Source organism: Microbacterium maritypicum MF109 (genome assembly GCF_000455825.1).
Taxonomy (GTDB): domain Bacteria; phylum Actinomycetota; class Actinomycetes; order Actinomycetales; family Microbacteriaceae; genus Microbacterium; species Microbacterium maritypicum_A.
In genome coordinates this window covers 273364-285757 of record NZ_ATAO01000217.1, presented here as the reverse complement: position 1 = coordinate 285757, position 12394 = coordinate 273364, and the positions used below count along the sequence as shown (strand labels likewise).

12 protein-coding genes are annotated in these 12394 nt (G+C 67.6%); 6 read left to right on the top strand and 6 right to left on the bottom strand.

All coding sequences use genetic code 11. The annotated features are described in order from the left end of the window. Positions 1–36 precede the first annotated feature (36 nt). The 5 genes from L687_RS39215 to L687_RS39195 form a co-directional block, all read right to left on the bottom strand. Entirely contained in the window at positions 37–1461 is a 1425-nt protein-coding gene (locus L687_RS39215; protein WP_021201319.1) for a dicarboxylate/amino acid:cation symporter, read from the bottom strand. A 214-nt stretch (positions 1462–1675) separates the two neighbouring features. Continuing rightward, positions 1676–1912, bottom strand: a complete 237-nt coding sequence (locus L687_RS39210; protein ID WP_021201318.1) for a helix-turn-helix domain-containing protein — start codon at positions 1910–1912, stop codon at positions 1676–1678. Then, positions 1909–2682: a hypothetical protein gene (locus L687_RS39205; RefSeq protein WP_021201317.1), complete on the bottom strand. Its 774-nt coding sequence runs from the start codon at positions 2680–2682 to the stop codon at positions 1909–1911. The genes L687_RS39210 and L687_RS39205 overlap by 4 nt, the downstream gene beginning before the upstream one ends. Then, positions 2682–3317, bottom strand: coding sequence for a hypothetical protein (locus L687_RS39200; protein WP_021201316.1), 636 nt, complete (start codon positions 3315–3317; stop codon positions 2682–2684). Before L687_RS39200 ends, L687_RS39205 begins: the two co-directional genes overlap by 1 nt. Continuing rightward, the gene (locus tag L687_RS39195; RefSeq protein ID WP_021201315.1) at positions 3317–3946 is read right to left on the bottom strand and encodes a hypothetical protein; all 630 of its coding nucleotides are present in this window, start codon (positions 3944–3946) and stop codon (positions 3317–3319) included. The genes L687_RS39200 and L687_RS39195 overlap by 1 nt, the downstream gene beginning before the upstream one ends. A 205-nt stretch (positions 3947–4151) precedes the next feature. Between L687_RS39195 and L687_RS39190 the strand changes: the two genes are divergently transcribed. From L687_RS39190 to L687_RS39175, 4 genes are all read left to right on the top strand, one after another. Further along, positions 4152–6686: an ATP-dependent Clp protease ATP-binding subunit gene (locus tag L687_RS39190; protein WP_021201314.1), complete on the top strand. Its 2535-nt coding sequence runs from the start codon at positions 4152–4154 to the stop codon at positions 6684–6686. A gap of 99 nt (positions 6687–6785) precedes the next feature. Continuing rightward, positions 6786–7286 carry an amino-acid N-acetyltransferase gene (locus L687_RS39185; RefSeq protein ID WP_021201313.1) on the top strand — a complete coding sequence of 167 codons (501 nt, stop codon included), beginning with the start codon at positions 6786–6788 and terminating at the stop codon, positions 7284–7286. Positions 7287–7354: 68 nt separating this feature from the next. Continuing rightward, positions 7355–8005, top strand: coding sequence for a hypothetical protein (locus tag L687_RS39180; protein ID WP_021201312.1), 651 nt, complete (start codon positions 7355–7357; stop codon positions 8003–8005). Between the two features lie 352 nt (positions 8006–8357). Then, positions 8358–8768: a hypothetical protein gene (locus tag L687_RS39175; RefSeq protein ID WP_021201311.1), complete on the top strand. Its 411-nt coding sequence runs from the start codon at positions 8358–8360 to the stop codon at positions 8766–8768. A gap of 28 nt (positions 8769–8796) precedes the next feature. On the opposite strand, the gene radA is transcribed toward L687_RS39175, so the two are convergent. After that, positions 8797–10164, bottom strand: a complete 1368-nt coding sequence (gene radA / locus L687_RS39170; RefSeq protein ID WP_021201310.1) for a DNA repair protein RadA — start codon at positions 10162–10164, stop codon at positions 8797–8799. A gap of 100 nt (positions 10165–10264) precedes the next feature. Between radA and L687_RS39165 the strand changes: the two genes are divergently transcribed. Together L687_RS39165 and L687_RS39160 are read left to right on the top strand one after the other, a co-directional pair. Beyond that, complete coding sequence (locus L687_RS39165; RefSeq protein WP_021201309.1) at positions 10265–10984, top strand: helix-turn-helix transcriptional regulator; 720 nt, start codon at positions 10265–10267, stop codon at positions 10982–10984. Continuing rightward, positions 10971–12386, top strand: coding sequence for a cytochrome ubiquinol oxidase subunit I (locus L687_RS39160; RefSeq protein WP_021201308.1), 1416 nt, complete (start codon positions 10971–10973; stop codon positions 12384–12386). Before L687_RS39165 ends, L687_RS39160 begins: the two co-directional genes overlap by 14 nt. Positions 12387–12394: the final 8 nt, after the last annotated feature.

The window sequence follows — 12394 nt, the reverse complement described above, 5'->3', positions numbered from 1 at the left end:
GAAGGGGCGAGGCGCTCTGCCGTTCGGCGGGAGCGGTCAGCGGGCGCTGACCGGTTCCTTGTCGGCGGAGGCATCCGCTTCGGGAGCGTCGTCGTCTCCGGAGTCGTCGGCGAAGGGCAGGCCCTCACGCGGCGCGTTGTAGAGCTCCTCGTTCAGGATGCCCTCGCGCTTGGCGACGATCGTCGGGATCAGCGCCTGGCCGGCGACGTTGACCGCGGTGCGGCCCATGTCGAGGATCGGGTCGATCGCGAGCAGCAGCCCGACGCCCTCGAGCGGCAGGCCCAGGGTCGACAGCGTCAGCGTGAGCATCACCACAGCACCCGTGGTGCCGGCGGTGGCGGCCGAGCCGACGACCGAGACGATGACGATCAGCAGGTACTGCACGAAGTTCAGCTCGATGCCGAAGAACTGCGCGACGAAGATCGCGGCGATGGCCGGGTAGATCGCGGCGCAGCCGTCCATCTTGGTCGTCGCGCCCAGCGGCACGGCGAACGAGGCGTACGAGCGGGGCACACCGAGGTTGCGCTCGGTCACGCGCTCGGTGAGCGGCAGGGTGCCGATCGAGGAGCGGCTGACGAAGGCCAGCTGCACGGCGGGCCAGACGCCCGAGAAGTACTGCTTGATCGAGAGGCCGTGCGTGCGCACGAGGATCGGGTAGACCACGAACAGCACGAGGGCCAGACCGATGTAGACGGCGGCGGCGAACCAGCCGAGGGAGGCGAGCTTCTCCCAGCCGTACTTGATGACCGCAGAGCCGATGAGGCCGAACGTGCCGAGCGGGGCGATGCGGATGATCCACCACAGCACGCGCTGGATGACCTTCAGCAGCGACTCGGTGAAGACGAGGAACGGCTCCGCCTTCTTGCCGGCCTTGAGTGCGGCGATGCCGACCACGGCCGCGACCACGATGACCTGCAGGATGTTGAAGCCGACGCTCGACGAGAAGGTGCCCTCAGCCGCTCCGGGGTTGGTGCTCACGGCGAGGCCGAGGAAGTTCTGCGGGATGAGCCCGAGCAGGAAGTTCCACCAGGTGCCCACGGTGTACGGGTCGCCCGGTTCGAGGCCCTCACCGGCGCGGTTGCCGGGCTGGATCACGAGGCCGAGGACGATGCCGATGATCACGGCGATGAACGCGGTGATCGCGAACCACAGGATCGTCTGGCCCGCCAGGCGTGCGGCGTTCTGCACGCGACGCAGGTTCGAGATGCTGGCGACGATCGCTGTGAAGATCAGGGGGACCACGGCGGCGCGCAGCAGCGTCACATACGAGTTGCCGATGGTGTCGAGTGTCGCGGACAGCCCGGTCGGGTTCTCGGCGGTCGCGCCGAGCTGGCGGCCGATCAGACCGGCGGCGATGCCGAGGACGAGAGCGGCGAGGATCTGGAAGCCGAACGAGGTCAGCAGCTTCCGGACCGGTCCGCGGGTATCAGGCGCCTTCTGGGCGCGTGCGGTGGTGCTCATGAGGGTGGGGACTCCAGAATCGCGGCGCACCGTGTGCGCGCCATGAGGCCCAACGCTATGACTCCCTGAGAATTCCCTGGGTGGATATGACGAAGGATGACGTTGTGAGCCGGAATCCGTTCGGTGCGGCGGGGAGGCCCGGTTCCGGTCGCACTTCCTGCCGCCTGAACGCGCCACGGGCGGCAGGAACTGCGACCGGGGGGAGCGTTCCCCGTCAGCGCGGGGCGAGCACCAGCAGCTCGCCGACCTCGCAGTCGAGGGCCTCGCAGATCGCGCGCAGCGTGGAGTAGCGGATGGCACGGGCGCGGTCGTTCTTCAGCACCGACAGGTTCACGATGCTCACCCCGACCGCGGCGCTCAGCTCGGTGAGCGTCATGCCGCGTTCGGCGAGCAGCTCGTCGAGTCGGCAGTGGATGCCGGTGAATTCGTCGTCGCTCTCCGCCGGGCTCACACCAGTCCCTCCGTGTCCTTCTCGAGAACCGCCTTCTCCTGCTGCAGTTGCGCCCTTTCCTGCTCGAGACGTGTGCCCTGACGGAACACGGCGGCGAGAGCGAGCAGCCCGAGCGCGCCGACGAAGGGGAGCGGCGTGACGGTCAGTTGGTAGAACGATGGGTACCACTCGCTGTCCGGTGAGAAGACCTCGCGAAGGCCGGCTGTGGCTGCGATACCGCTCAGGAGATCGGCCGCCACGCCGAACACGAGCACGGCGATCGCGCCGCCGGTGAGGCCACGCGTCAAGGAGCGTGAGAACGCGCGGCCCCGCAACGTCTGGAAGCAGATGACCGCCACGATGACCGCGGGCATGGTGGCCAGAGCAAGGCTGCTCAGTTGTGCGGATGCCGCGAGCAACCGGAGCCCCAGCGACGCCTGGCCGACAGTGAACTCGGAGAGCTGCTCGCTGCCACAGGTCAGCATCGTCGTTGCGCTGTCACCGAACTCCGAGCACGCCAGACCGGCCGGCCAATCCAGATACACGTGGGTCTGACCGTCGAACTCCGCCCAGGGGACGGTGAACGCCTTGAAGATGTAGATCACAGCGCCCACCGCCGACATCAGGATCCACCACCCGGAGAGCGTGAGTGCCGCGTCGAGCGCGATCGTGCGGCTGCCCCTCCGGCGCCCTCTCCACACGACGACACCGAGGATGACCGCGATCACCGCGAGCGCGATCCCGATGTTGAGCAGGGACGGCCACACCTCGTCCGAACCGAAGCTGAGCATCAGACGAGTCCTTCCGTTTCCTTCTCGAGCGCGAGCTTCTCGTTCTGTAACCGGATGCCGCGGCGGAATGCCACCGCGATCAGACCCACCGTCACCCCGGTGGCGAAGATCGGCGCGACGCTCCAGAACTCGATCGGATGCACCGGTTCCCCGTCGCCGATGCCGAGAGCGGAGGTGACGCCGTTGCGGCCCATCGTCTCCAACATCACGATCAGGATCGGAGCGCCGACGAGCGTCCAACCGATCACGTCGAAGGCTCGCGCGTTCGGACGGACGAAGAAGCGTCCGCGGAGGAAGTTCCAGGCGACCAGCGTCACCGCCGCGATGACCGCGACGGCCGCGAGAGCCCACAGCGCGATGGCGGCGATGATGGCCGTGACCGAGGCCGCGTTCACCCCGTCGGCGATGACCATCGCCTCGTCCGCGAACCCCTCGATCGAGATGGCACCGGAGTCGGTCGTGGCGGAGATCGGCTGCTGGTCGATCGGGACCGTCCAAGCGATCCCGGTCTCGCGGAAGGTGCTGCCGACGCGCAGAACGGTGGCGAGCCCGACCGTGACCAGCGCCACGGCGGCGTACAGGATCACGGTGATCGCATCCGCCTTCTCGGAGCGCGCGTTGGTGGTGCTGGTCATCAGACGAGGCCTTCCGTGTCGCGCTGCAGACGCTGACCGATCTCGAAGGCGCCGGCGACCACCGCGAGCGCGAATGCCCAACCGAGTGGAGCGAGGTCGATCGACATCTCGAATGTGGGGACTCCCGCGGATGCGAGGTCCAGCTCGTAGGCGATCTCGCTGAACGCGTTGGCGCGCACGGCCTGGCTCAGCAGACCACCCGCCATGACGGTGATGGCTGCGACGCCGATCCCCCAGGTGGCCGCCGTGCCGAAGGGGCGGCCGATGAAGAGACGGACGCACAGCCACGCGACCGCGATGCACAGCACGATCGGTCCCAGGACCGCCAGTCCGTCGGCGATCGCGAGCAGCAGGCGGGGAGACAGGCTCAGGCCCACGGTCGTGAGCGTGACGGTGTCGTACTGCGCTTCGGAGATGTTGGAGGATGCCGCAAGCACCGCGGGTGCGTCGACCGACCGCAGCCGCATCGATGGAATCGTGATCGCCGGGCTCGTCACGAGGACGGCGGAGCGGATGCTGACGCCGACCAGATCGACCACGGCTATGGCCCCCGCTACTCCGGCGATGACGCCAAGGACGGTCTTCTCCACCAGGCTCGCAGCTCTGGTCGCCGTCGGTGCCTCGGTCATTTCGTCCCCCTCCTGCACGGTCCGCTCCGGACCCGTTGTTATCGACAGTCGTTAACATAACGACTGTCGATAACTCGGTCAACCCCCGGTATGCCCACGGCGAACACGGGCATACGTGCCCCGCACGGTGGTTACTCTCGATGTACAGGCGCAGAGAACGCCACAGGTGTCAGCGCTTCGCCCCGTGCGAATAAGGAGTCACAGCATGTTCGAGAGATTCACGGACCGAGCCCGTCGAGTGGTCGTCCTCGCCCAAGAAGAGGCGAAGATGCTCAACCACAACTACATCGGGACCGAGCACATCCTGCTCGGCCTCATCCACGAGGGTGAAGGCGTCGCTGCCAAGGCCCTCGAGAGCCTCGGCATCTCCCTCGACGCCGTGCGCGAGCAGGTGCAGGACATCATCGGCCAGGGTCAGCAGCAGCCGACCGGGCACATCCCGTTCACCCCGCGCGCCAAGAAGGTGCTCGAGCTCAGCCTCCGCGAGGCTCTGCAGCTCGGCCACAACTACATCGGCACCGAGCACATCCTGCTCGGCCTCATCCGCGAGGGTGAGGGCGTCGCCGCCCAGGTGCTCGTCAAGCTCGGCGCCGACCTCAACAAGGTTCGCCAGCAGGTCATCCAGCTGCTCTCCGGAGCTCCCGGTCGCGAGCCGGCTTCCGTCGGTGCGCAGACCAACGACTCGCCGGCCGGCACCCAGGGTGGTTCCGCGGTGCTCGACCAGTTCGGCCGCAACCTCACCCAGGCCGCGCGCGACAACAAGCTCGACCCGGTGATCGGGCGCGAGAAGGAGGCGGAGCGGGTCATGCAGATCCTCTCCCGCCGTTCCAAGAACAACCCCGTCCTGATCGGTGAGCCCGGTGTCGGCAAGACCGCCGTCGTCGAGGGGCTGGCCCAGGCGATCGTCAAGGGCGATGTGCCCGAGACGCTGAAGGACAAGCAGCTCTACTCGCTCGACCTCGGCTCGCTCATCGCCGGTTCCCGCTACCGCGGTGACTTCGAGGAGCGCCTGAAGAAGGTCACCAAGGAGATCCGCACGCGCGGCGACATCATCGTCTTCATCGACGAGATCCACACCCTCGTGGGTGCGGGTGCCGCCGAGGGCGCGATCGACGCGGCCAGCATCCTGAAGCCGCTCCTCGCCCGTGGCGAGCTGCAGACGATCGGTGCGACCACGCTCGACGAGTACCGCAAGCACTTCGAGAAGGATGCCGCGCTCGAGCGCCGCTTCCAGCCGGTGCAGGTCAACGAGCCGACGCTGCCGCACGCGATCAACATCCTCAAGGGACTCCGCGACCGTTACGAGGCGCACCACAAGGTGCAGATCACCGACGGCGCCATCGTGGCCGCGGCGAACCTCGCCGACCGCTACGTCTCCGACCGGTTCCTCCCGGACAAGGCCATCGACCTGATCGACGAGGCCGGCGCACGCCTGCGTCTGTCGATCCTGTCGAGCCCGCCCGAGCTGCGCGAATTCGACGAGAAGATCGCCGCCGTGCGCGAGCAGAAGGAGATCGCCTCCGAGGAGCAGGACTTCGAGAAGGCCGCCGCCCTCCGCGATGAGGAGAAGAGCCTCCTCGCCGAGCGTCTGCGTCTCGAGAAGCAGTGGCGTGCGGGCGACGTCGCGACCTCCGCGGTCGTTGACGAGGGTCTGATCGCCGAGGTGCTCGCACAGGCCACCGGCATCCCGGTCTTCAAGCTCACGGAAGAGGAGTCCAGCCGACTCGTCTTCATGGAGAAGGCCCTGCACCAGCGCGTCATCGGTCAGGAAGAGGCGATCGCCGCCCTCTCCAAGACGATCCGTCGCCAGCGTGCCGGCCTCAAGGACCCGAAGCGTCCCTCGGGCTCGTTCATCTTCGCCGGCCCCACGGGCGTCGGAAAGACCGAACTCGCCAAGGCTCTCGCCGAGTTCCTGTTCGACGACGAGGCTGCGCTGATCTCGCTCGACATGAGCGAGTTCGGTGAGAAGCACACCGTCTCGCGTCTGTTCGGTGCCCCTCCCGGATTCGTCGGATTCGAAGAGGGTGGCCAGCTCACCGAGAAGGTGCGGCGCAAGCCGTTCAGCGTGGTCCTCTTCGACGAGATCGAGAAGGCCCACCCGGACATCTTCAACTCGCTGCTGCAGATCCTCGAAGAGGGTCGACTCACCGACGGTCAGGGTCGGATCGTGGACTTCAAGAACACGGTCATCATCATGACCACCAACCTCGGTGCACGCGACATCGCGGGCGGTCCTGTCGGCTTCCAGATCGAGGGCAACGACTCGACCAGCTACGACCGCATGAAGGGCAAGGTGAACGAAGAGCTCAAGCGGCACTTCAAGCCCGAGTTCCTGAACCGTGTCGACGACATCATCGTGTTCCCGCAGCTCTCGAAGGAGGAGCTGGTGCAGATCGTGGATCTGTTCACCAAGCGCCTCGGCGAGCGTCTGCTGGACCGCGACATGACGATCGAGCTGTCGCAGGCCGCCAAGGAGCGCCTCATCGAGATCGGGTTCGACCCCGCGCTCGGTGCCCGACCGCTGCGTCGCGCGATGCAGCACGAGGTCGAGGACCGTCTCTCGGAGAAGATCCTGCACGGTGAGCTCAACTCCGGTGACCACGTGAAGGTCGACGCGAAGGACGGGCAGTTCCTCTTCGAGCACGGCCCGCGCGACGGCGGCCCCGTCGCGGTCGGCGTCAACACCGGCGGTGGCGCGATCGCCGGCACCCCCGACCTGGCGGTCGCCAGCGGGGAGTGACCTCCGGTCGATTCATGAGAAGGGGCGGATGCTGCGGCATCCGCCCCTTTCCTGTGTCCGGTACAGGTGCCGCCGGTTCCCGGGTTCTAGGCTTGTGGTGTGAGCGAGTACATCGTCCGACCGGCGCGCAGCGCTGACATCGTCGGCATCCGCACCCTGCTGCAGCCGCTCGTCGAGCAGCGCATCCTGCTCGGCAAGGATCTGGCGGTGCTGTACGGCGCCGTGCAGGAGTTCGTCGTGGCAGAGGCCGACGGGGTGCTGATCGGGTGCGGTGCCCTGCACGTGATCTGGGAAGACCTCGGCGAGGTGCGCACCCTGCTCGTGCGCGACGACTGGCTGCACCACGGCGTCGGACGTGCGATCGTCGACCGCCTCGAGGAGAACGCCAGGATGCTCGGCCTGACCCGCCTGTTCTGCCTCACCTTCGAGGTGGAGTTCTTCGGACGACGCGGCTACACGCCGATCGGTGAGCAGGTCGTCGACCCCGACGTGTACTCGCAGCTGTTGCGCAGCGGTGACGCGGGTGTCGAGGAGTTCCTCGATCTCGCGCACGTGAAGCCGAACACCCTCGGCAACACCCGCATGCTCAAGGTGCTCTGACACTCCTTCGCCGGTCCGTGCCGAGGGGCCTCCCCGGGTCGTGGCAGAGGATCGCTTAGCCTGGAGACATGCCTCGTCCTTCCGCCGCCGTGTACCGTCGTCGGCGACTGGTCGTCCTGATCGCGCTCGTGCTGGCCGTCGCCGCCATCGGCATCGGAGCGTGGCTTCTGATCGCGCGACCGTGGGCTGCCGCAGGCACGGCGTCCACCCCGTCTCCGACGCCGTCGACATCTCCCTCGCCCTCCTCCAGCTCCACCGCTGACGGAGAGTCGCCGACCCCCGATCCGTCAGCCGAGCAGACTCCGGCGGTCGCGCCCTGCGAGGCGGCCGACATCGAGGTCGCGGCCGTGACCGACGCCGAGACGTACGCAGCCGGCGTGCTGCCGAAGCTCTCGATCTCGCTCACGAACAAGGGCACGAAGGACTGCACGATCGACGTGGGATCGACGACCCAGTCCTTCACCATCTCCAGCGGTGCCGACGTGTGGTGGCGTTCGACCGACTGCCAGGAGAACCCGAGCAGCATGATCGCCACGCTCACGGCCGGCACGACCGTCACGAGCAAGGACCCGGTCACCTGGGATCGCACGCGTTCGAGCGTCGAGACCTGCGCGCAGGAGAACCGACAGCGGGCACCGGGCGGGGGAGCCTCGTACCACGTCGAGGTCTCGATCGGCGGGTTCACGAGCCCGTCGAGCGCGCAGATCCTGCTCTACTGAGTCGTGCCGGATCGCGCTCCGCTGAGTTCGAAGGGATCCCGGTGAACCTCGTCGGAAATCGTTGCGAATCGGCGGATCTCGCACGAAACGGAGCGACATCGGCGGTCATCCCCCCGCGATGCTGACATCCGTGGGTCTTTGGGATACCATAGAAGCGACTCTCCGCATCAGCGGCACCAAGCCATCCCCAGTGGCGTCGAACTACAGCGTCCCCAGCGCTTCGACACCGCCGCCCGAGAGTCCGAGGGCCCTCTCGAGTACCCCAGTCCCCAATGTGGGACTCGAGAGGGCCCCAATCGTATCCACGGCCGAATCGGTGCTCTGCGGGTTGCGCCGTGAATAAGCTGGACACATGGCAGCGAAGAAGGCGAAGTCCGCGAAGAACAAGCCCGCACCCGAGGACTTCCGGTCGGATGCTCTGGCACAGGCCCTGGAGAAGCAGGACGTCGCCGCGGTCGCTCTCGCTCTCCGTCACGGCACCACCGTCGTGCCGCTGATCAAGCCCGGGGCGCGTGACAACCCGCTCGACAGCGGCGAGGTGTGGACATACCGTGACCCAAAGACCGGTGACCTCGCGCTGCTGCTGTTCAGCGACGCGAAGAACAAGCCGGCCAATCTGCCGCCGGGCGTGGGCATCTACAGCGCGGAGTGGCTGCGGAAGTTCCTGGCGGCGCATCCGATCACCACGGTCTTCCTCGACATCGCAGGGCCCCACCCGATGCAGGCGGACCCCGCCGAACTGCTCAAGGCGCTCGACGCCTGAGCCCAGCCTCCCGTCGGCGCGGTACCGGTCAGAACGGCGGGATGTCGCGGTCGGCGCGGCGTGAGGTGTTACGCGCCCGCACATCGCCGAGCGCGGCGCGGAGCGTCTTCGAGCGATCGTCGACCACCTGCTCGTAGCCGAGACGCGCAGCCTCGGACCGCCGCTGTGCCGCCTGGGTCACCGGACGGATCTCGCCCGCGAGACTGAGCTCGCCCACCGCCGCGACGGTGCGCGGCACCGATATCTGTTGGATGGAACCGGCCACGGCGATGGCGATCGCAAGGTCGGCTGCCGGTTCGGTGAAGCGCACGCCGCCGACCGTCGACACGTACACGTCGAGGCTGCCGGTGGGCACGCCTGCGCGCCGTTCGAGGATCGCCAGCACCATCGCCACCCGTGAGGAGTCGAGGCCGTGCACGATGCGGCGAGGATTCGGTGCGTTGCTGGGAACCGTCAGCGCCTGCACCTCGACAGGGAGCGCACGTCGTCCTTCGAGCGAGATCGCGACGCAGGTACCCGGCTCGGTGGCCCCTTGCGAGAGGAACAGCCCCGAGGGGTCGGGCACCTCGGCGATGCCGTCTCCGGTCATCTCGAAGCAGCCGACCTCGTCGGTGGGGCCGAAGCGGTTCTTGAGCGCGCGGATGAAGCGCAGCGAGGTCTGTCGGTCGCCCTCGAAGTGGCAGACGACGTCGACCAGGTGCTCGAGCACGCGGGGACCGGCGACCTGACCGTCTTTCGTGACGTGGCCGACGATGATGATCGGCAGATCGCGGTCCTTGGCGATGCGGATCAGGGTGGCCGCGACCTCGCGCACCTGGCTCGGCTGCCCGGCGGCACCGTCGATCAGCGACGACGAGACGGTCTGCACCGAGTCGACGATCACCAGCTGGGGCTTGACCTCGTCGATGTGGCCGAGGATCGTCGCCAGATCGGTCTCGCTGGCGAGGTAGAGCTCGTCGTGCAGGGCGCCGGTGCGTTCGGCGCGCAGGCGCACCTGGCCAGGGGACTCCTCGGCGCTCGCGTAGAGCACGCGCCGCCCGCCGCGCGCGGCCTGGGCGGCGACCTCGAGCAGCAGCGTCGACTTGCCGACGCCCGGCTCTCCGCTGAGCAGGATGGCGGCGCCGGGCACGATGCCGCCACCGAGCACACGGTCGAACTCGCCGACGCCGCTCGAGCGCCGCGGAGCATCCTGCGTCGTGATCTGCGTGATGGGCCGAGCGGCACGGTCGGCCGTCGGGGCGACGGGGCCGACGCGACGGAGGATGCCGGTCTGCGCCGCCTGTTCCTGCACCGTTCCCCACTGCTGACACTCGCCGCAGCGGCCGACCCACTTCGCGGTCGTCCACCCGCATTCCGTGCACACGTACGCGGGAGGAGCGGGTTTCCGGGTGGCCATGCCCCCAGGCTATCGCCGGCATCAGACATCCCTATCGGCCAGGTGTTTATTCACGGCCATACCTCTCGGCAAACTCGCAGCGTCGCGGGATACTGGGTTCATGGCCAACGGCGGGCCCGTGTGCGGGCCGATCTCGAGCTACTCCCGGGTGCAGATCCTGCACTTGCTCTTCGAAGCGGGAAGTTCGCAGACCCGAGGAGAGCTCTCGATCACCGAACTGTGCGACGCCACGGGGCTCCACGCCAACACGGTTCGCGAGCACCTGCAGCGCCTGATCGAGGGCGGCTACGTGATCCCCACGATCGAGCACCGCACCACGAGAGGGCGGCCGCGCACGCTGTACAGCGCCGCCACCGGGGCGCCCGGAGCTTCCAGTCCGGTGGCGCGGGACAAGGCCAAGGCCGCCGCCCGCCGTGGGGACCTGATGCGGAGCATGCTCCCGGATGCCGTGGCTTCCGGACTCGGCCGAGAAGCCACCTATCAGCTCGACGCGCTCGTGGAGCACCTCGAGGAGAGCGGATTCGAGCCCGTCCTCGACGACCGTCGGCTCACCGTCGACCTCAGCCCGTGCCCGCATGCCGCCGGACGATCGGAAGACCGCCCGATGCTGTGCCGCGTGCACCTCGAACTCATGCAAGGCGTCCTGAACGAGGCAGGCGGACCACTCGAAGCCGAGTGCGTACGCGATGCTGTCCTCCCGTCGGACTGCACCGTGCAGCTGCGCGACACCACCGCGCCGCTGGTCGAGGGAACGGAGCCGCCGCGTCACCGCACGACGCAGCGGCACCACAGAACAGGAGTCGTGCATGGAATGGCTTGATCCGCTCGCTCTGGCCCGATGGCAATTCGGGCTGACGACCGTCTACCACTACCTCTTCGTGCCGCTGACGATCGGCATGGCGCTGGTCGCCGCGATCTTCCAGACGGCGTGGGTGCGCACCGCGAAGGTGCAGTACCTGCACCTGACCCGCTTCTTCGGCAAGATCTTCCTGATCAACTTCGCCATGGGCGTGGTCACCGGCATCGTGCAGGAGTTCCAGTTCGGCATGAACTGGTCGGACTACTCCCGCTTCGTCGGCGACGTCTTCGGTGCTCCGCTCGCATTCGAGGGACTGCTGGCCTTCTTCTTCGAGGCGACCTTCATCGGGTTGTGGATCTTCGGCTGGGACAAGCTCCCGCAGAAACTGCACCTCGCCACGATCTGGTGCGTCTCGATCGGCAGCATCCTTTCGGCGTACTTCATCATCGCCGCCAACGCCTTCATGCAGAACCCGGTGGGCTACACGTTCAACGAGGCGACCAACCGCGCGGAGCTGACCGACTTCTGGGCGCTGCTGACCAACCCGGTCGCGCTCGCCGCGTTCCCGCACACGATCTTCGGCGCGTTCATGTTCGCCGCCGGTGTCGTCATCTCGGTCTCGGCCTGGCACCTGTCCCGCGGTCAGCACTTCGACACCATGCGCATCTCGCTGAAGTTCGGGCTGTGGGCCATGATCGTCTCCACCGCGGGCGTCGTGCTCACGGGCGACCAGCTCGGCCTCGCGATGTACGCCGCGCAGCCGATGAAGATGGCCGCCGCCGAGGCGACCTTCAACACCGTGTGCGGCCCGGACGCCTCCTTCAGCATCTTCACGCTCGGCACACCGGACGGCAGCTCCGAGCTGTTCTCGATCCGCGTGCCGTATCTGCTCTCGCTGCTGTCGACGCACACGCTCGACGCGTGCGTGCACGGCATCAACGACCTCAACGCCGAGTACGCACAGACGTACGCCTCCACCGGTCTGACCGACTTCGCCCCGATCCTGTGGATCACGTACTGGGCCTTCCGCTGGATGATCGGCCTGGGCATCGCCGCAGCGCTCGTCGCCGTCGCGGGCCTCTGGGTCACCCGCAAGGGCGCCAAGAAGCCGGTCGCACCGTGGATGTGGAAGGTCGCGATCTGGTCGTTCCCGCTCGCGCTGGCCGCCAACATCATGGGCTGGGTCTTCACCGAGATGGGAAGGCAACCCTGGATCGTGTTCGGGCTGATGACGACGCAGGACGGCGTCTCGCCGGGCGTCAGCGGCCTCGAGGTGCTGATATCGCTCATCGCGTTCACGGCGATCTACGCGGCGCTCGCCGTCGTCGAGATCCGCCTCATCATCCGGGCTGCCCAGAAGGGGCCCGACACCGAAGAGAAGCCGCATGACGAGACGGCCCAGCTGCCGTCGGTCGTCTACTGAGAGGGAGG

Coding starts and splice junctions, on each gene's coding strand:
- L687_RS39215 (WP_021201319.1), bottom strand. CDS start 1,461: ATGAGCACCACCGCACGCGCCCAGAAGGCGCCTGATACCCGCGGACCG.
- L687_RS39190 (WP_021201314.1), top strand. CDS start 4,152: ATGTTCGAGAGATTCACGGACCGAGCCCGTCGAGTGGTCGTCCTCGCC.
- L687_RS39205 (WP_021201317.1), bottom strand. CDS start 2,682: ATGCTCAGCTTCGGTTCGGACGAGGTGTGGCCGTCCCTGCTCAACATC.
- L687_RS39165 (WP_021201309.1), top strand. CDS start 10,265: ATGGCCAACGGCGGGCCCGTGTGCGGGCCGATCTCGAGCTACTCCCGG.
- L687_RS39160 (WP_021201308.1), top strand. CDS start 10,971: ATGGAATGGCTTGATCCGCTCGCTCTGGCCCGATGGCAATTCGGGCTG.
- L687_RS39195 (WP_021201315.1), bottom strand. CDS start 3,946: ATGACCGAGGCACCGACGGCGACCAGAGCTGCGAGCCTGGTGGAGAAG.
- L687_RS39175 (WP_021201311.1), top strand. CDS start 8,358: ATGGCAGCGAAGAAGGCGAAGTCCGCGAAGAACAAGCCCGCACCCGAG.
- radA (WP_021201310.1), bottom strand. CDS start 10,164: ATGGCCACCCGGAAACCCGCTCCTCCCGCGTACGTGTGCACGGAATGC.
- L687_RS39180 (WP_021201312.1), top strand. CDS start 7,355: ATGCCTCGTCCTTCCGCCGCCGTGTACCGTCGTCGGCGACTGGTCGTC.
- L687_RS39200 (WP_021201316.1), bottom strand. CDS start 3,317: ATGACCAGCACCACCAACGCGCGCTCCGAGAAGGCGGATGCGATCACC.